18 protein-coding genes and 1 pseudogene are annotated in these 17,835 nt (G+C 38.0%); 13 read left to right on the top strand and 6 right to left on the bottom strand.

Translation table 11 applies throughout. The features are described from left to right. The first annotated feature begins 102 nt into the window (after window positions 1-102). The 5 genes from GI584_RS23060 to GI584_RS23040 all read left to right on the top strand — a co-directional run bounded on the left by GI584_RS23060 (window position 103) and on the right by GI584_RS23040 (window position 5,813). On the top strand, window positions 103-2,169 hold the full coding sequence (locus tag GI584_RS23060) for a choice-of-anchor J domain-containing protein (RefSeq protein ID WP_153792776.1): 2,067 nt from the start codon (window positions 103-105) through the stop codon (window positions 2,167-2,169). Window positions 2,170-2,596: 427 nt separating this feature from the next. Next, window positions 2,597-3,397 carry a basic amino acid ABC transporter substrate-binding protein gene (locus GI584_RS23055; protein ID WP_153792775.1) on the top strand — a complete coding sequence of 267 codons (801 nt, stop codon included), beginning with the start codon at window positions 2,597-2,599 and terminating at the stop codon, window positions 3,395-3,397. Window positions 3,398-3,478: 81 nt separating this feature from the next. Next, window positions 3,479-4,135 (top strand): amino acid ABC transporter permease, encoded by a 657-nt coding sequence (locus GI584_RS23050; RefSeq protein WP_100358536.1) that lies wholly within the window; start codon window positions 3,479-3,481, stop codon window positions 4,133-4,135. Between the two features lie 2 nt (window positions 4,136-4,137). After that, the gene (locus tag GI584_RS23045) at window positions 4,138-4,860 is read left to right on the top strand and encodes an amino acid ABC transporter ATP-binding protein (protein ID WP_153793056.1); all 723 of its coding nucleotides are present in this window, start codon (window positions 4,138-4,140) and stop codon (window positions 4,858-4,860) included. 413 nt (window positions 4,861-5,273) lie between these two features. Next, window positions 5,274-5,813 carry a tetratricopeptide repeat protein gene (locus GI584_RS23040; RefSeq protein WP_153792774.1) on the top strand — a complete coding sequence of 180 codons (540 nt, stop codon included), beginning with the start codon at window positions 5,274-5,276 and terminating at the stop codon, window positions 5,811-5,813. Window positions 5,814-5,927: 114 nt separating this feature from the next. Here GI584_RS23040 and GI584_RS23035 read toward each other — a convergent pair whose 3' ends face one another. From GI584_RS23035 to GI584_RS23020, 4 genes are all read right to left on the bottom strand, one after another. Next, complete coding sequence (locus tag GI584_RS23035; protein ID WP_153792773.1) at window positions 5,928-6,173, bottom strand: hypothetical protein; 246 nt, start codon at window positions 6,171-6,173, stop codon at window positions 5,928-5,930. Between the two features lie 77 nt (window positions 6,174-6,250). Continuing rightward, window positions 6,251-6,946 (bottom strand): hypothetical protein, encoded by a 696-nt coding sequence (locus GI584_RS23030; RefSeq protein WP_153792772.1) that lies wholly within the window; start codon window positions 6,944-6,946, stop codon window positions 6,251-6,253. Between the two features lie 25 nt (window positions 6,947-6,971). Then, window positions 6,972-7,478 (bottom strand): tetratricopeptide repeat protein, encoded by a 507-nt coding sequence (locus GI584_RS23025; protein ID WP_228552310.1) that lies wholly within the window; start codon window positions 7,476-7,478, stop codon window positions 6,972-6,974. Window positions 7,479-7,493: 15 nt separating this feature from the next. Next, window positions 7,494-8,393, bottom strand: a complete 900-nt coding sequence (locus GI584_RS23020) for a DUF4915 domain-containing protein (RefSeq protein WP_153792771.1) — start codon at window positions 8,391-8,393, stop codon at window positions 7,494-7,496. A gap of 362 nt (window positions 8,394-8,755) precedes the next feature. Between GI584_RS23020 and GI584_RS23015 the strand changes: the two genes are divergently transcribed. The 4 genes and pseudogenes from GI584_RS23015 (at window position 8,756) to GI584_RS23000 (ending at window position 12,910) form a co-directional block, all read left to right on the top strand. Further along, a complete protein-coding gene (locus GI584_RS23015) occupies window positions 8,756-10,102 on the top strand; it encodes a phenylacetate--CoA ligase family protein (protein WP_153792770.1) in 1,347 nt (448 codons plus the stop codon). Window positions 10,103-10,133: 31 nt separating this feature from the next. After that, the gene (locus tag GI584_RS23010) at window positions 10,134-11,375 is read left to right on the top strand and encodes a phenylacetate--CoA ligase family protein (protein ID WP_100358542.1); all 1,242 of its coding nucleotides are present in this window, start codon (window positions 10,134-10,136) and stop codon (window positions 11,373-11,375) included. A 72-nt stretch (window positions 11,376-11,447) separates the two neighbouring features. Next, window positions 11,448-12,278: pseudogene (locus GI584_RS23005) on the top strand (bifunctional 3-deoxy-7-phosphoheptulonate synthase/chorismate mutase); the annotation flags it as partial. A 56-nt stretch (window positions 12,279-12,334) separates the two neighbouring features. Then, window positions 12,335-12,910, top strand: a complete 576-nt coding sequence (locus GI584_RS23000) for a chorismate pyruvate-lyase family protein (protein ID WP_153792768.1) — start codon at window positions 12,335-12,337, stop codon at window positions 12,908-12,910. 105 nt (window positions 12,911-13,015) lie between these two features. Here the strand turns inward: GI584_RS23000 and GI584_RS22995 are convergent, their stop codons facing one another. Beyond that, the gene (locus GI584_RS22995) at window positions 13,016-13,285 is read right to left on the bottom strand and encodes a hypothetical protein (RefSeq protein WP_100358545.1); all 270 of its coding nucleotides are present in this window, start codon (window positions 13,283-13,285) and stop codon (window positions 13,016-13,018) included. Window positions 13,286-13,359: 74 nt separating this feature from the next. After that, window positions 13,360-13,557 carry a hypothetical protein gene (locus GI584_RS22990; protein ID WP_100358546.1) on the bottom strand — a complete coding sequence of 66 codons (198 nt, stop codon included), beginning with the start codon at window positions 13,555-13,557 and terminating at the stop codon, window positions 13,360-13,362. Between the two features lie 188 nt (window positions 13,558-13,745). On the opposite strand from GI584_RS22990, the gene GI584_RS22985 reads away from it, so the two are divergent. The 4 genes from GI584_RS22985 to GI584_RS22970 all read left to right on the top strand — a co-directional run bounded on the left by GI584_RS22985 (window position 13,746) and on the right by GI584_RS22970 (window position 17,804). Further along, window positions 13,746-14,192, top strand: coding sequence for a hypothetical protein (locus tag GI584_RS22985; RefSeq protein WP_100358547.1), 447 nt, complete (start codon window positions 13,746-13,748; stop codon window positions 14,190-14,192). 27 nt (window positions 14,193-14,219) lie between these two features. Continuing rightward, window positions 14,220-15,029, top strand: coding sequence for a CPBP family intramembrane glutamic endopeptidase (locus tag GI584_RS22980; protein ID WP_100358548.1), 810 nt, complete (start codon window positions 14,220-14,222; stop codon window positions 15,027-15,029). A 433-nt stretch (window positions 15,030-15,462) separates the two neighbouring features. Then, entirely contained in the window at window positions 15,463-16,467 is a 1,005-nt protein-coding gene (locus tag GI584_RS22975; RefSeq protein ID WP_153792767.1) for a LacI family DNA-binding transcriptional regulator, read from the top strand. A gap of 101 nt (window positions 16,468-16,568) precedes the next feature. Then, a complete protein-coding gene (locus GI584_RS22970; protein WP_153792766.1) occupies window positions 16,569-17,804 on the top strand; it encodes an ABC transporter substrate-binding protein in 1,236 nt (411 codons plus the stop codon). The last annotated feature ends 31 nt before the right edge of the window (window positions 17,805-17,835 follow it).

Genomic DNA, 17,835 nt, shown 5'->3' with positions numbered 1-17,835 from the left:
CGATAAAAAAACAAATCTACTAGCCTAATTATGACAAAATATTTGTGAATCTATTGATACTATATTAACTATTACATATTTTTAAAAAATAGGAGGACGAAAATGAAAACATCAAAAAAAGTTTTATCCGTTTTATCTATTCCCATTCTAGCAGGTAGTATGTTATTCCCTTCCATAGTAAGTGCGCAAGTTAAAGGGTATAACCCAGATCCGAATGTGCAAGAAGTAGATCCAGATTTTCGCTCTGAAACGGTAGAAGAGGCCTTAAAGGAAGGAAGGGTTGATTTTAGTGGGGCTGATGTAAACGAAGAAGAATCATCAGAAAGTAAAGATGCTGGGGTATCTTCAGCCGTCACACCAGATGATATAGGCATTAGCAAACCGTGGGTTACGGTTAATAATACATCAGGTCAATATGTACTAACAGAATTTACCCTTAAAGGAGTAGGTGAACATGGAGAGGTATGGGTAGCTGACAACTTGGAGTATCCTGAAGGAGATCCAAGGAATGCTGCTGAAGTATCTGTAGTTACTGATGAGCAGGTTCATTATCTTTTAAATGAGTTTGATGAAAATATGTATGAACAAGAGGTTGAATTTTTCGATGCTCCTGCTGAAAGAAAGGGAGAACAGGCCATATTTCCTGAATATCATCAAGACGATTCTGGGCGTGTTGTTATCTTAATAGATAACATTAAAGATGATAATTATTATGATCCGAACTATCCAAGTTATATTGCAGGGTATTTTTCACCTACTATAAGTGATTTTACGGATCGAAATGTAATGACAATTGATAGTTTTGATTGGGCAAACCGTACAGGTCCGGATGCTGATAGACCTTTCTTGTATGAAGGAACCTTTGCACATGAATTTCAACATTTACTTCATCGTGACAGTGATCCAGCAGAAGAAAATTTTATTAATGAAGGATTATCTGATTTTGCACAATATCTGGTGGGATATGGTCATTCAACATCACACGTTGATTTTATTATGAATAACCTTAAGAACTCCTTAACACAGTGGGGAGATCAGTCTGATCTTCAAATCCTAGGTGACTATGGAATTGCCTACCTATTCCAACTCTATTTATATGAACAATACGGACAAGAATTTCTTCAGAAAGAGTTTAAAAGCCAATTACAAGGTATTGATAGTATAAATGCGGTTTTAGAAGAAATGGGAAGTGATCGAGACTTTAAAGCAGTTTATCAAGATTTTATGATCGCATTAATGTTAGATGGAAACTATCAAGGAGATAGTGAAACATATAATTTTAATACCATAGACTTAACTCCTAATCTAGAAGCAGCATCGGAGTTGGATACTTTGGCACCAGCTTGGGGAACAGATATGAAATTCATTACACCTGACAAGAAGATCGATCATCTGTATTTCAAAGGTATTGATTTCCTTGGCACCAATTGGACAACTGTAAATAACTCAGATAAAGGTGAGGTTCTTTGGGGGAATCAAGGGGACCAGGCAGATAATTTCTTAATAAAAGAGCTTGATCTAACAGGTGATACAAATCCCGTCCTATCTTTTGAAACAAAATATGAGATAGAAGAACATTGGGATTTCGGTGTTGTTCAAGTATCAACAGATAATGGGCAGACGTGGACTTCTTTGGCAAATGAAAACACAAGTAGTGATATCGTGGAAGAGGGCTATCCAACGATCAAAGAAAATGTACCAGGGTTCACTGGAAGTTCAAATGGTTGGACAACAGAGAGTTTCGATCTTTCTCAGTATGCTGGTCAAAAGGTACATCTGGCATTTCGTTACATGACAGACTGGGGTTACAATGAAGAAGGTTGGTATTTATCAAACCTTAAAATAAATGACGAGCTAATTGATGCAATGGAAATTACTGATGATTTCATGAGTTTAGAACAAGTAACAAAGGAATACGTCGATTATCAAGTTCAGTTCATCGGATTTAAGAAAGGAAAAGCAAAAGGGAAAGACAATCATGTCAAAGTCATTCAATTCCCAGATCTACTAAATATGAGTGAAAGTGATAAGGTAGATCTTCGTGATATGTTACAAAGCTCTCAATACGCTAAAGTATTAATGATGGTTACTTATGCACCTGAACCTGGTAAGGGCGGAAGTGCTGAGTATGATTATGAAGTAGTGATGAAGGCTAATAAAAACAAATAACTGAATAATTTATTCTGAGAATATATGAAAATCCTATAAATAGAAGCTGCCTCCATAATATAGACTTGGGGCAGCCTCTATGTTTTTGAACGAAGTTATATCTATGTGGTTAGGATAACCGAATAACTGTTAATAACCTCATTTTGATTAGCAAGAGTATAGAAAGATACATCCAATTATTGTATAGGAGGAGGGTTCCCTACTTTCTCTCAAACTCTAAAATACCAATATTAAAGGATGTGCCAGTATATCTAACTCTCTCAGAGGATTTCTACAAAATCCACTACATAAATAAGAATAACTTGAAAAATATAAATATATCATCACAAACCAACATTAATCTAGTTTGGAAATGATTCAATATATCGATACAATAGACAATGTCGTTTTTTTTAACAAATAATTTTTGGTAGGAGGCTTATTCTTAATGCATGAACAAAAGAAAACCAGATTTGTTAATAAGATTATCATGATTGCTTTGGTTGGTATCATTGCATTTGCGTTAGCAGGATGTGGAACAGGTGAAGATGATAGTAACTCTTCGGGTGAAGCAAAAGAAGAAATCACAGTTGCAGCGGTGCAAGACTATCCACCATTTGAATATAAAGTAGATGAAGAATTTACTGGTTTCGATGTTGAACTAGTGGAAGCAGTTGCTGAGAAAGCAGACTTAACTGTTAACTGGGAAAACATGAAATTTGATGGTATTATCCCAGCACTACAAGCTAATCAAGTGGATGCAGCTGTATCTGCTATCGGAATAAGAGAGGATCGATTAGAAGTAGTTGATTTTTCAGATCCATATTTTGAATCAGGTCTATCTTTAATTACGTTAAAAGATAGTACTATTGAGGGTGAAGAAGACTTAGAAGGAAAAACCATTGTTGCAAAACAAGGAACATCCAGTTTAGAATTAGCCAACGAACTTGCTGAAAAATATAATGGTGAGGTCACTAAACTCCAAGACGATGCTACCATGTATATGGAGTTAGAAAACGGCAATGCTGATGTTGTCATCAATGATTATCCTAGTGTTGCCTACAAAATCAACCAAGATGGCGAAGATTCCGAGCTTCAATTAGTCGGTGATAAATATCCAAGTGAAGACTATGGAATTGCCATTTCTAAAGATAGTGAAGGACTAGTAGAGAAAATCAATGCTGGACTTCAAGACCTAAAAGATAGCGGTGAGTTTGACGAGATTTATAGCAAATATTTTTCAGAATAATTAGCATAAAAATTCTGATCAAATTAAAGGGTGTGACGCAGTTTGTCACACCTTTTCTAAAGAAAAGAGGGATGCGTTAGCATGATGGATACGATAAATATTATTCTTGAAGGATTACCCACTCTATTAAAAGGAATGGGAGTGACAATAGAAGTAACGGTTATCTCACTTATTCTAGCAATGTTTATTGGACTAGTTCTAGGTGTATTTAGTATAACGAAGAGTAAAATATTAAGGACGATTTCAACTGCTTTTGTTGATATCATTCGAGGAACACCTTTACTCGTTCAAATATTATTTATTTATTTCGGTTTGCCAAGTGTACTTGATATTAACCTAACAGCGTTTTCCGCAGGTGTGATTGCGATTACGGTCAATGCTGCAGCCTATTTAGTAGAAATTTTCCGTGCTGGAATAAACTCTATTGATAAAGGGCAAATGGAAGCCGGAAGAACAATTGGTTTTTCTTATAGCCAAACGATGCGTTTAATTATTTTACCTCAAGCCATACGTCGCATGATCCCCGCATTCGTCAACCAATTTATTGTAAGCATTAAAGATACTTCACTTCTTTCCGCAATAGGATTAGCTGAGCTTACCTTATCGGGCCAAACCATTTATGCAGCTAATTTCCATGCTTTCGAAATATTATTTGCTGTTGGCGTTCTGTATTTTGTCATTATTTATTCTTTAAGCCTATTCTCGCGTTGGCTTGAAAGGAGACTAGATGTAGCATGAAAATGATCGAGGTAAATAATTTTAAAAAATCATTTGGTAAATTAGAGGTTCTAAAAGATATAAATATGGATGTTCACTCACAAGAAGTAGTGTGTGTCATTGGCCCTTCAGGTTCTGGAAAAAGTACACTTTTACGCTGTATGAATCTATTAGAAGAGCCAACTGGTGGAGATATTTTTATTGAAGGAGATAATCTCACCGATCCGAAAACTAATATTAATGAATTGCGTCAAAGGTTGGGGATGGTATTCCAACAATTTAATCTGTTCCCACACATGACGGTAATGGAAAACATTACACTTGGACCTAAACGATTAAAAGGCAAATCACAATCAGAAGCCAATGAATTAGGAACACAGCTACTAGATAAAGTTGGATTAGTAGAAAAGGCAGATGTATATCCGGACAACTTATCTGGCGGACAAAAGCAACGGGTAGCCATAGCTCGTGCTTTAGCGATGGAACCGCACATTATGTTGTTTGATGAGCCTACCTCGGCCTTAGACCCAGAAATGGTTGGGGAAGTACTTCAGGTCATGAAAGATTTGGCTGAAGAAGGAATGACGATGACAATCGTGACACATGAAATGGGCTTCGCTAAGGAAGTCGCCGATCGTGTTATCTTTATGGATGAAGGTTTTATCGTGGAACAAGGTACACCAGATGAACTATTTAATCATCCGCAAAACGAAAGAACTCAAGCATTTCTATCGAAAGTTTTATAACAACTAAATTTATAAACAAGGAATCCAGCAACGTTTCTCCGTGAAACATTGCTGGATTTTTTTCTTTGAAGAGTTATAAAGTGAGACTTTCATCAGTTCAACTATAATCTTGATATTGGCATTAGCCGAGAGCATATCTTAGCAAACAACATATAATCATTATATATTTTTAAATAATGCATAGATAAGGAAAAACATAAGAAATTAATGCTGCTATTTGCTTCTTTTTAAATCATAAAGGTGGGTTTACTGACACATAAAGCCGAATCCTCCACTTTTGAAAATGAAGAATAAGAGATTCAGACAACAGGCTAGGTAGTAAAATAAAACATTCCAGTCTTTAAGGATCTGGAATGTTATTACAAATAACCACTATGCATGGCTGAAGATTATCCGAAGGGAGAGAGTTATCCATGTCTAACGACAAGCATGATAGAGAGGGGAAACTTCTATTGCAAGACTTGCTTCATCGAGGATACAGTGAGTTTAAAATAGATGAGTACGAGAAAGCACATCGATTGTTCAAGGAGGCAATAACACTGGTTCCTCACAGTGCGGAAGCTCATGCATGGCTTGCAGCAGTTTACGGTCGTCAAATTGATACAGCGTGGAGTTTGACGGATAAAATGGATCTCTTTAACAAGTTAGACAACGAGATCACGACTGCTCTTGAAATCGACCCGACATTGCCACTCGCAAGAAGGATGAATGGTTCCAAGTTATTAAATACGCCGGATATGTTAGGGGGGGATCCCGCTGAAGCGGCCAAAGAATTCCGTTATTGTATTGAGCAAGGGATGAGTGATATTGAAATATGGGTGTCCCTGGCTAAGTGTTATATGGAAACGGGCGATCTTGCAAAAGCAAAAGAAGCACTAAACGAGGCATTAGCAATAGAGCCGAAGAGTAAAGAGGCTCTACAATTATTGCAAGTTGCAATGAAAGAACGTTAGGAGAATAATAAAGAGAGATAGCATTAAAAATTTAGAAACCACCACAGCCATCGTAGCTATGGTGTTTTTTTATTAATGAAAATGTAAACTAATCATGACAAAGAAACGGCAAGTTTATGTCCGATAATTTTGCATTCTTTCTAATCCTCTCGTCATCATTTCTTTTCCTGTTGTGATGGCACCATTCCTCAGCGTAATAGCCATTTTCCCTAATAGCATTCGGGGAGATTGATTTACATCGATTGCCACATCATTCATTTCATTGCTAAGCCGGGTGACTCCTCTGATCAATGCATCTGTAACGAAAGGTTCAGAGTGCTCCCTTGCTTCCTTAATCACTTTAATAACATCCTTTGTCATATATAGGTTCACCTCCTTCCAAAGAGACTTTCCTTCACTATCTGTTGGAAATTGGACTAAAGTTTCTTTTTGTTATTTTACGATGTTCTTCTTTCTCTTGCTGCTTTTACCGGTTGGAGTTCGCTCTCAGTTGCACTAACGGCCCTCCTTATCAACTTTGATATCGGACTTTCTACTTTTGGTATATACTCAACAGCAGGTTTTCCTTCCAATAATTTAAGCTTTAGTTGGAGGAGATGCAGAAAATCAGGGTCTTGTGTTTCGTTCTTAAGCCTCAGCCAGCACATACTTGCATGCTGATTTTGGCCAATTCGATGATATACATTGCCTAGTTCATAAATAAGCTGCCAGTATCTTTTGATGTTAAGGAAGCCTTCCCCATGTATTTGCCGCTCAATGAGAAAAGTGTAGTCTTCAATCGCTGTTTGTGCTCGATGGAAATGCTTTTCAGGCAATTGATATGCAGCCTTACCTCTTAATAATCGAGCTATGATATTTTGAGGGGCGGAACTTACTGCTTCATCTAGAAGCTTCAGTCCTGATTTCGACCACCTCAATTTATCTAACGGATTTGTCTTATCCCTAGCTATTAAAATCATGGTGCTACCATGGTATGCATCCAAAAGGGGGATGTCTGAATAGTTGGATCGCACCCGTTCTAGCATTTGATGCAGGTCTTGAACAGCCTTTTCATTTCCTTCCACGGCTTCCTTGTGTAATGAAATCACCTTTTCTTGTAAAGGCTTGATATCTTTCTCGCTTATATTTACCAAATGGTTGTACCTCCCTTTTGTTTTTTTATTTCTTTTTCTTCGATGTTAACTTAGAAAAACGTTGCGAAACTTTACTTGCTTCGTCCGGCTTACCCATATTCTTGTAAGCAGTACGTAGGTCTTCTATCAATTCATTCACCTGGTTATTAGTAAGGTAACTAGGATTTTTTTGATAACGATCTAGCAGAAAGGAGATATCTTCAACCGCCGTCTTTGAGCATTGGAAGAAAGATTCTGGTAGACGTAAACATACATTTGATCGTAACATCCGAATTTCCTTGTTCTTGGGATCCCTAGAAATTGCTTGATTCAATGCGTCTAGTCCTTCTTGCGCTTTATCTGCTTTTTCCAAAGGCTGAGAAGCATCTCGTCCTAATAGTGCGAGAGTGCTGCCGTAATAGGCTTCGATAAGAGCATTGTTAGGCTCTGTATCACGGAGGCTTAAGAAAATATCATAGGCGAGCTTTACCGCCTTTTTATCCCCATTTACACCTTTCATAAAAAGTTTTTTTCCTTCCTCAAATTGTTTCATTACAATTATCCCCTTCTAAATAAAATTTTGATCAAGGCTCAGGATTTGATATACCTGTTGCGCCGGTAATGGTACGAAACGCGAAATTCTATATTTAGGATCGTAGACATAGATTCCACCATCTAAGCAGCAATTTGAGAATTCGTGAGGGATTCGTAAAACATGCCTCATCCTGCTTTGTCCGATAAAGATTGTATTTTCTGTTATGGCAAGACCACGTGTGAAACCCGATAGTTGAATTGGTTTCGTGTTTCCGGCTATGACACGGAAAGACATAGAGTCACAATAAGCTAATTCGTTTTGATGCATCATTACCGTATGTGGCATATACAAGTCCTTTACAACGACATGATTCTCAGGGTTTATATGGAGTTGTTGATTGGGATGAAAATCTGTTAAATCAATTGCGACAATTCCACCGTTTTTATGCATAGGGTTCATATACCATTTTCCATAGGGAGAAAACATAGAAACATACAATGTATGACCATCTAACCAAATGTCATTAATATGATGGATGTCTTTGTCCTCTGCACTAAATCGGATCTCCCCTGATCGTGTAAGTGTTTCGGTATTATAGCACCCGATTGTATTGGTCGCGGTTTCTACAACCAGAACAACATGATCATCGAACTTTGAAATATCGTGAAAATCAAGTTTCGAGTATTGCTTTTTCTGAATGACTCGGAATTTCTGGTCCATCGTAATGAGTTCGTTATCGTCAGACGCTATAAACAATCGATCATTAACTATCGTCATTCCTGAACAGCTTCCTGTATATAGTTTCTCGAAAGTATTATTTTCAAAATCTAGTAAAAATAGGCCGCCTTGATCAGACCCACTGGATGGACAAGTGATTAGTAGACGTGTATTAATATGTTCAAAATCTGGATCATTCTCCAATCCGTATAACAATGCGGTTCAACCTCCTTTTTATAATAAATAATTTGTGCTAGTTACGATATGTCTTTTAATAGGAACCGATTGGATGAAATCCCTGATTTTTATTAAATGATATATTTGTCCGAGTCAACTCTGACACCATTTGCATTTGATAAAGAATAAAGAAAGGAGGGAAGTAAAGCGGTGATAGAAAACTAAATAATAAATTAAAGTTATTGGCAAAATGTTAGTTTCAAAGCCATTATAAAAAATCAGCCCTTAGATAATTCAATCAATATGGTCATAGGGTATCTTTCTATTTAAGGGCGAATAATAAAGTAACTTAGGGCGTGGAATTTGAGGCGTTAGAAAAATATATGGAATGGAGGATGGAAATGGAGAAGTTGCAAACGCATAAGATGACAGTTTCCGTGGATAAACATTCATCCCATCTAGAACAATTCAAAGAATTTTATAAAGAATTAGATGACCAAGGAAAAACAATTGAAAAACTACCTCATGAAGAAATAGAAGAATATCAGTTACAGGCTATTAACGCCACTCTTGAGCATGTGTGGAATCATAATGAATACTATCATGCAAGGCTAGAAGAGGCAGGATTCACAGAGCCAAAAATAGATAGCCTAGAACAACTAGCATCTGTACCAATGTTGGTGAAAGATCTTATTCGAGGAGATAAAGAGAAGATATTATGTGTTGCTCCGAAAGAAATAGGCCAAGTTCATCTTACAAGTGGTACATCGGGTAAACCAATTTATACCTCTTATACCTTGGCTGATCAATATGTATATGATTTGTTACCGAAGTATTTGCAACTGTTTAAGGAATCAGATGATGATGTCGCGGCAATTGCGCTTCCATATGAGTTCGCGCTGCCTGGTCTTGGGTTTCAGCGCTTATTCCAGTTTGCCTTTGGTACTGCGGTGTTATCGCTTGGAAAAGGCGGTTATATGGCTCCGGTTGATAAGTCGTTGGAATTAATGAAAGAATATCAAGCCACTGTTCTTACAACAACACCATCTTATGCAGCGCTACTAGCAGAAGAAAGCGAGAAGTACGGTATCAAGATAGGTGAAGATATTCAGTTGAAGAAAATCTGGCTTACAGGTGAGGGATGTTCCTCCACGTTCCGAGAACGGTTGGAAAAGTGGTGGGGATGTGAAGTTTCCTTTTTCTATGGATCAACTGAATGCGGAGTTATCGGTGTAGAATGCAGCAAACATCAAGGATATCACGTCATGGAAGGGCATGTTAAATTGGAAATTATTGATCCGGTTTCTAAAGAAGTGCTTCCTTACGGGCGAACAGGAGAAATCGTTGTGACGACACTGCTGCGTGAGGGAATGCCGATGGTACGCTATCGCACCGGAGATCTAGGCAAATTGCAAAAATCCAAATGTAATTGTGGAATCAAGATGGATGTCCTAGAGCTAAGAGGAAGAATGGAGCACATGTTGCGTATAGGCACAGAAGATTATTCTCCATTTATGATTGAGCACTTTCTTATGGAAATTCCAGATGTAGGTTTATGGTATCACCTTAAGCTTAATCAAGGGGTGTTAACGATTGAAGCCGAGAAATTCCGCACGAATTTAAGTGATGAGCAATTAGTGGAAAAGATACAAAATCACATGAAAAATAGGATTGGGATAGACTGTAAAGTTGTAATCAGAGATGATATCCCTCGTACGTTTGGCAAAGCGACTAGAGTATTTAATTAGATATAGCGAAAAGTGAGAGAGGAGGTGGCATATGAGCGACATCGATATAGAGAGGGCTAGGAAATTTCAGGAGATGTATAAGCGGATTCAAAAATCTCCTCTGTATAAGTGGAAACTAGCGGATCATGATGTAAACGGAATGGAACTGGATCAAATCCAAACACTTCCATTAACAACAAAAAAAGATTTACGAGAAGCCGGCATTTTCGGTCCTCTTGCTGTCGACAGGAAGGAAATAGCTCAATACCACGAATCAACAGGCACAACTGGAGTGCCCTCTGCCTCATGGTTTACGCAAGAAGATTTACAAATTGGGGGAAGACAACTGAAGGAATGTGGTGTGCGTTTGACGTCTGAAGACCTTGTGCTGATCCGTTTTCCCTATGCAATGGCACTACCAGCATTCTTAATGCAGCATGCAGCTTGGCAAACAGGGGCAGGAGTTGTTCCCGCAAGCGGACGTACGGTCGTTACTCCTTATCCAAGAGTACTAAGTTTGCTGAAGAATCTTTCTGTCACAGTGATGGCCGGGCTTCCGCGTGAGATGGAACTGCTGGCTGAAGTGGCTCGTCTAGGAGGTTCTAAGCCAAGTAAGGATTTTCCTGCTTTACGTGCCATATGTGTTGCTGGTGAATTAATGAGTGACAAGCGCAGAAAGCATATAGAAAAACTGTGGAACGTGCCAGTATTTAATATGTACGGTTCAACGGAAACCGCTAATATCGCTACCATGTGTGAACATGGGAACATGCATATCGTAGAACAAGATTTTTTCGTAGAAGTACTAAATGAGAACGGTTCAAACTCTGTGGAAGATGGGGAAAGAGGCTTTGCAACAATCACGACGCTATCTCACCAAGGTTCTCCACTGCTACGATATTTCAACGAAGACATTATCTCTGTAGAACATGGTTTATGCAACTGCGGACGGACTGGAGCCAAACTGGTTCATTACGGCAGAAGCAAGGATAGAATCTGCTTCGGAAGCACTGTCCTTGATGCAATGGATATTCAGGAAGCCGTATACTCGTTATCCCCTGCTCCGGATGCTTGGAAGGTGATAGAGCAGGAGGAGGGCTTGCACTTATTACTAGATTCGCATGATTCCCAAAAATGGTCAGAAGAAAATGTCCGTTCTCTCTTATCTTCTCGGCTTAAGGTGCCAGTCACTGTTGAAATCACTACAATGGTCGATCGAATGGATCTCATAGATAACACGCCATCGATAAAGCCTGTATATATCAAAAAGCGTAGTCACGGCACATCAGGATAGATTCATGCATGCATATTAGAACTGTAAGTGGTTAGGATATTTTCTTTTGATCAACAGAAAGAAAGGATGGTTACCTTGAGTGATAAATCGCAACAAAAGAAATCGCAGCTTCTCGTAAGCCGCGGCAATAAAAATGAGGACACCATTATTAAAGTTAAGCAAACGGTTATTGGAGGCTCCTCACAAACGTTGATCGCAGGTCCTTGCTCGGTCGAATCGAAAGAGCAACTCGTAACGGTTGGTTCCACACTGAAGAAATCGGGCTTATCGGTCCTACGCGGTGGAGCGTTCAAACCGAGAACCTCCCCCTATAGTTTTCAAGGACTTGGTGAAGAAGGATTAAAAATGATGAAGGGTGTAGCAGATGAAATGGGATTGGTGACGATTAGCGAAATTATGAGTTCCAATCAAATTGATACCGCAGCCAAGTATATTGACATCTTTCAAATCGGTGCTCGTAACATGCACAATTTCGACCTGCTCAAAGCAGTCGGCCAAACGAAAAAACCTGTATTACTGAAACGAGGCCTTTCCGCTACTTTGGAGGAGTTTATGCTAGCGGCAGAGTATATTTTGCATCATGGCAATGACCAGGTAATGTTAATCGAACGTGGAATTCGTACTTTCGAGACAGCAACCCGCAATACGCTGGATATTTCTGCTGTTCCTATTTTAAAACAAGAAACCCATCTTCCTGTACTAGTGGATGTCAGTCATTCGACTGGACGGAAAGATATTCTCCTACCTTGTGCAAAAGCGGCACTTGCTGCTGGGGCAGATGGAGTTATGGTGGAGATTCATCCAGATCCCACGAACGCCCTTTCTGACGGAAAGCAACAACTTAATATGGAAGAGTTTCAAACGTTTTTGGACGGCGTTCGCGATTCTGGTTTGTACCATTAAGCCTTTCCTATTACTGTCACAGATAGACTGACACAATAGGTGATGGAGGTGAAAGTATGATAGACTCACAGTTTGAACGTAAAGCCTCGGATTTGTTACAAGAATTGTTACTCGACTTACTATTAGTGACGGATGGACGAACAACAGATTTGCTAGAAATTCTATTGAATGAGAAAGTGACGGTACAAGTGATTCGACAACAACAAATAGCTGAAGATACAAATTTAATAGGGGAATTTTCAGGAGGTCCGTACTATATCCGAGAATCAGTTTTGATCGGTGAAAAGAGTGGATTTGTCGTGTCACACAACATTGCACTTGTATATTCCAAGCACGTACCTCCTGCTTTGTTTAAGAACATTGCTCATCGAAAGCAAGGAATTGGTAAAGCGATCAGCTCACTTGGAGTACGGTCTTTCCGAAAGGTAGTTGACTCTGGCTTCGTAAATGAAGAGGAAGCGGTTGATCTTTTCCGGCAGCCGGTCAATATCCGTTTTACTAATCTGCACAATAAAGTACCTTACAAAAGATACTTCATGTATTTCGGACGTAAACCTGGGATTCAGTTGCTCGAATATTACCATCCAAGCCTCATCGAACACCGTTTACAGCAAGAGATCAAGAAAAAATAATCAAACGACTGAGCAATGGCTGGCTCTATAGGAGGTAATGCATTCCTTAGGGTCATTCATTGCCTTTAAATATGAGAGCAATGAATGGTACTTTGACAAACTACTTTATTTTTTTCTTGACTCATCTTTCGTTTGTTTAAATCCGAAATCGACCATTTGTTTAGCGGCATATAGTACACCCTTCTTGATGGCTTCGAATAATTTAATTACAATCACTTCGAAGGGTTGATCACGATCCTTTACAGCTTCTTTGATTTCTTTCTCAGCTACGTTTGCCCCTTTTTTTACTGCTATCATATAGTTCTCGGTAAAGTATCTAAATTCCCGATGAAATTGTTCCAATATTTTCGAAAACGCTTGGTTTTTCCTCGACAACTGCTTCACCTCCTTAGCATATTCCCTTTCCTGCGATCCAATTCAGTTTAAACTTCAGCTTGTGTAAGCCGACGTCACTGCTTCCGCACTATTTTTTTATTCTGTATCGGCGCGGAACCACTCGTTTCCGTACGTTCCTCATCGTCCTCATCCCAAGATATAAACAGTGCAACGATAACGCCCGCCACTAATACAAAGAACAACACGCCGCATAAACTCATGCCTAGAATGAATAAGATTTTATCGCCAATATTCATGTTATCTGTTTGCATTCTTTTTCACTCCTGCTTTATCAGACTAATTCAGTGTATGAATAAATATCCTAGATTCTATAGGTAATAAACTATTATTCTATAAAATCCACTTCAGTCTAAGCAGGAATCACTAATTTACATAAAATACATGGAGGCTAAACAAATAAAATAAGTGCATCAAACATATAAAAGGAGGTTTTCAATCAATGGATCAGATACAAGGAAAAACTGAATCTAATTCGACAGCAGAAGAAGGGCTTATTACGGCTGACAATCAGGCGAATGACCAAGAGTGGAACCAATTTATCAAGCAAGAATTAGAGAAGCAAAATAAGCAAGAGGGAAAAGCAGGGTCGTTATCTATGGTTGGAAAGGAGGATATACTTAATACTATAATTGAGAAAATACCGGTAGAAGATTTGATTAACTCAACAGTGAAAATGATTAAGGAGAAAGTAGAAGCAGAGATAAAGAGGAAGAAGAAAAATAAGAATACAAATGATCAGACAGAGACGATAGAGAAGATGATGGAGAAGAAATATGAGAATACAAATAAGCAGGCAGCAGATAAGATAGTTAAGAAGAAAAATAGAACATATAAAAGTAGGCAAAAAGAGCGACGAAAAGAATTATATAGAAATATATATGGATAGCCAATAAAAGAAGGAGTTTCACCACTTATGAAGAGAACACTTTTATTTCCTACCAACGCTGAACCAAATATCTTACCGTTATTCTTGTTTGGGACACTTGTTATCTTTTTGCAATTAGATAGTTACCTACTAATGACAGCTTGGGGAATAAGTGCAGGACTCCTTTTCATTGATAAATCAATGAGATTTTTTGTTTTGATTACACTGACGTTTGGTATCGGATTCTTTTTTTATGGCTATGTGAATTCGCAATGGATTGCGGAAATGACCCTTGAGGAAATGCGGATCATTATCAATAGGTTGTCATTGATCGTTCTTATCATTCCATTAATATCTATATCATTTATTTACAGACTTCCTTTTATGAGCTATTGGCAGAAGCCACAATGGGGTGAGTCTGTTCGAATCCCTTTTATTTGGTCTGGCTTCCGTCGAACGAAAGTAAGTACGTTTCTAGTCATAGCGATGATTATTAATCTTATTACTTTTATGCCATTTGTGATAAATACTAGTTGGGCATACATCCAAGAAATCTGGCGTTTCTTGCTTGTTTTTTCAATCCTTAACTCCGTGCTGGAAGAAATCATATGGAGAGGTGTACTACTTAGTCGTTTTTCTGAGTGTTTTGGTAATCGATGGGCGGTATTGATAACGAGCATTGGATTTGGTTTGCAACATTATTCCTTAGGATTCTCTTGGATCAGTTGCCTTCTATTTAGCGTGGGAGGATTCTTTTTTGGGGCTATTACAGTTCGTTCCAATAGTATTATTCCTGCAGTAATCTGGCATATGTTATTAAATTTCTTAATGGTTATTAGCGGAATGTTAGTGGATTAAACGAAATAGAAACGCCTCTGGATGAAGCGAGGCTGTCCAGATCGGTGGTTAACGATTTTAGTGGCACAGCCTCTTTTCTTTGTCGATAAAGTTTGTCTTCTCTTTCTGTAGATAATCGTTCCCTAACTACTGAATCGTTTTATCGTAGAACAGTGTACACCAGATCAACTATTTAATCATCCGCAAAACGAAAGAACTCAAGCATTTTTATCAAAAGTATTGTAACAAATTAAATATAAGCATAGAGGGCTTACCTCTATGCTTATATTTAGATGGAAAAAGTAACTGAGAGAAAGAACATTATTTTAATATACATACATTACAAAGATTTGTATTAAAGGTATAAGAAAATAAATTTATTATTGAAATCCCTTTCTTTCCATGATATTATATTTTACGTAAACGTTTACGAAATTTAAAGGGGTACTTAACCATGACCATTACAATTAAGGATGTAGCCAAAAAAGCAAATGTATCCATTGCAACCGTTTCAAGAATCTTAAATAATAAACCTGGCTATTCGAAAGAAACAGAAAAAAAAGTTCTGCAGGTTATAGAAGAACTAGGTTATCATCCGAATGGAATAGCACGGGGGTTGATTAGTAAAAGGACTCATACAATTGGAGTTTTAGTTCCGGAGATTTCTAGTATGCTAATGTCTGAGTTTATTAATGGAATTGAACATGCTACCCATGAATATGGTTCTAGTGTGATTGTTTGTCACACAGAATCCCAAGGACAAAAAACAAGGCAGTATTTACAAGTGTTAAAAGAAAAGCAAATTGATGGTATCGTCTTTACGAGTGAGATACTTAAGGAAGATTATTATCAACTTATTAAGGATATGAATATACCAATGGTACTGTTATCTACAGAATCCTTTGACTTCCCTGTACCATATGTCAAAGTAAGCGACCGTCGTGCTGCATATAGTGCAACAGAGTATTTAATTAAAAAAGGTCATCGAAAAATTGGCATGATTAGCGGGAGAAGAGGAGATATCATAGCTGGTCAACCTAGGATTGATGGTTTCATGGAAGCAATGAGAGCGCATCAACTACCAGTAAAAGAGGAATGGGTTGTTCCAGAAGGTTTTAGGTTTGAGGACGGCGTAAACGGTTTCCATAAACTTATTTATGAGTTCCCGGAAATAACAGCAGTGTTTGCAGCCAGTGATGAAGTTGCATTAGGTGTCCTTTCAGCTGCTTATAAGATGAACATTCGGGTACCAAAACAGCTGTCCGTTATTGGATATGATAATCTTCGAATTGCAGAAATGAGTACACCACCATTAACTACTGTCGCACAACCTTTAGAAGAAATGGGAAAAAAAGCTGCAGAGTTGGTTTTTGAAATGATGGAAACAAGTAGACCAGTTGAAAGTCGTATATTTCCTCATGAAATAGTTGAAAGACAGAGTGTAAAAGAACTATCGTGAAAGAGGGTTCTTTTACCGTATACGTAAACGTTTACGTATACCTTTAACGTAAACGTTTACGTTAAAATATATAATACTTACATTTTAATGGAGGGTTAAGGATGAAAAAAATAACAAAAGGATTAGTTGCCCTAGGCCTAGGAACATCGTTATTATTAGCTGGTTGTGGTTCTAATGGAGATAGTGGAGATGGTGAAGTAACATTAGAACTTTTCTCTAATAAATCAGAAAGTATTGATACGTATAATGGGTTAATTGAAGAATTCGAGAAGCATAATCCAAATATTACCATCGAATTAGAAGCACCTCCAGAAGCGGAAACAGTAATAAAAACTAGATTAACGAAAGATGATTTGCCGGATATTATGTCTTTAGGTGGAAATGCTACCTATGGTGAATTAGCTCGTGCTGGTGTATTCCATGACTTTTCTGACTCAGAAATAATTGGAGAAGTCCAATCTTCTTATGTAGATATGCTTGGCCAATTAGTAGGATCTGAAGAAGAAGGAACATATGGAATCCCATATGCAACGAACGCTAATACAGTTATTTTTAATAAGCAAAAAGCAGAAGAATTAGGGATTGAAATTCCAAAAACTTGGGACGAGTTTATTGCTGCATTAGAGACAGCAAAAGATGCTGGTGAAACTCCAATTTACTTTACCTTGCAAGAAGCTTGGACAGCAATGCCAATATGGAATGGTGTTGCTGGTAACCTAGTTTCCGACGACTTTGCAGAACGTAAAAATGCTGGGGAAACAACGTTAACAGAAGAGTACGATGTCGTTGCTGATAGAATGTTAGAACTATTAGATTATGGTCACGCTGATAACTTTGGTATTGGCTATAGCGATGGTAACAGTGCATTTGCAAATGGTGAAGGAGTTTTTTATATTCAAGGGAACTGGGCAATTCCTGAGATTGCAAAAGCTAATCCTGATATTGAATTAGGAACATTCGCACTGCCTTCAAATAATGAAGCAGAAGAAAATGACTTAGTATCTGGTGTTGATGTTGTGTTGACAGTGAATGAAGATACAGATCACAAGGAAGAAGCATTAAAGTTTATCGAATTTATGGCTAGCCAAGAAACCGCACAACAATATATCGAAGAACAAAAAGCATTTTCTGCAATACAAGAAGTATTCCAAGAAGATCCAGTGTTTGATGGAATTAAAGTGAACTTTGAAGAAGACCGTTTAACTAGTTTTCCTGATCACTATTATCCAGCTGGTATGGGAGCGGAAAATCTAGTACAAGACTTCCTGATTAACCAGGATAAAGAAGCAGCATTAGAAACATTAGATGCTGAGTGGGATAAAGTAATAAATCGCTAAAAGGTTTGGGGCTTTTTCTAACAGAGCCCCT

The sequence above is a fragment of the Gracilibacillus salitolerans genome (genome assembly GCF_009650095.1).
Classification (GTDB): domain Bacteria; phylum Bacillota; class Bacilli; order Bacillales; family Amphibacillaceae; genus Gracilibacillus; species Gracilibacillus salitolerans.
Note: the sequence above shows the minus strand (reverse complement) of the source record. Positions and strands in the feature narration are given on the sequence as shown.

Excerpts from the sequence above, each read along its gene's own strand:
- GI584_RS22975 (WP_153792767.1), top strand. The coding sequence starts at position 15,463 with ATGACCATTACAATTAAGGATGTAGCCAAAAAAGCAAATGTATCCATT.
- GI584_RS23040 (WP_153792774.1), top strand. The coding sequence starts at position 5,274 with ATGTCTAACGACAAGCATGATAGAGAGGGGAAACTTCTATTGCAAGAC.
- GI584_RS23060 (WP_153792776.1), top strand. The coding sequence starts at position 103 with ATGAAAACATCAAAAAAAGTTTTATCCGTTTTATCTATTCCCATTCTA.
- GI584_RS22970 (WP_153792766.1), top strand. The coding sequence starts at position 16,569 with ATGAAAAAAATAACAAAAGGATTAGTTGCCCTAGGCCTAGGAACATCG.
- GI584_RS23050 (WP_100358536.1), top strand. The coding sequence starts at position 3,479 with ATGATGGATACGATAAATATTATTCTTGAAGGATTACCCACTCTATTA.
- GI584_RS23025 (WP_228552310.1), bottom strand. The coding sequence starts at position 7,478 with ATGAAACAATTTGAGGAAGGAAAAAAACTTTTTATGAAAGGTGTAAAT.
- GI584_RS23045 (WP_153793056.1), top strand. The coding sequence starts at position 4,138 with ATGATCGAGGTAAATAATTTTAAAAAATCATTTGGTAAATTAGAGGTT.
- GI584_RS23035 (WP_153792773.1), bottom strand. The coding sequence starts at position 6,173 with ATGACAAAGGATGTTATTAAAGTGATTAAGGAAGCAAGGGAGCACTCT.
- GI584_RS23015 (WP_153792770.1), top strand. The coding sequence starts at position 8,756 with ATGGAGAAGTTGCAAACGCATAAGATGACAGTTTCCGTGGATAAACAT.
- GI584_RS23055 (WP_153792775.1), top strand. The coding sequence starts at position 2,597 with ATGCATGAACAAAAGAAAACCAGATTTGTTAATAAGATTATCATGATT.
- GI584_RS22985 (WP_100358547.1), top strand. The coding sequence starts at position 13,746 with ATGGATCAGATACAAGGAAAAACTGAATCTAATTCGACAGCAGAAGAA.
- GI584_RS22980 (WP_100358548.1), top strand. The coding sequence starts at position 14,220 with ATGAAGAGAACACTTTTATTTCCTACCAACGCTGAACCAAATATCTTA.
- GI584_RS23010 (WP_100358542.1), top strand. The coding sequence starts at position 10,134 with ATGAGCGACATCGATATAGAGAGGGCTAGGAAATTTCAGGAGATGTAT.
- GI584_RS23000 (WP_153792768.1), top strand. The coding sequence starts at position 12,335 with ATGATAGACTCACAGTTTGAACGTAAAGCCTCGGATTTGTTACAAGAA.
- GI584_RS22990 (WP_100358546.1), bottom strand. The coding sequence starts at position 13,557 with ATGCAAACAGATAACATGAATATTGGCGATAAAATCTTATTCATTCTA.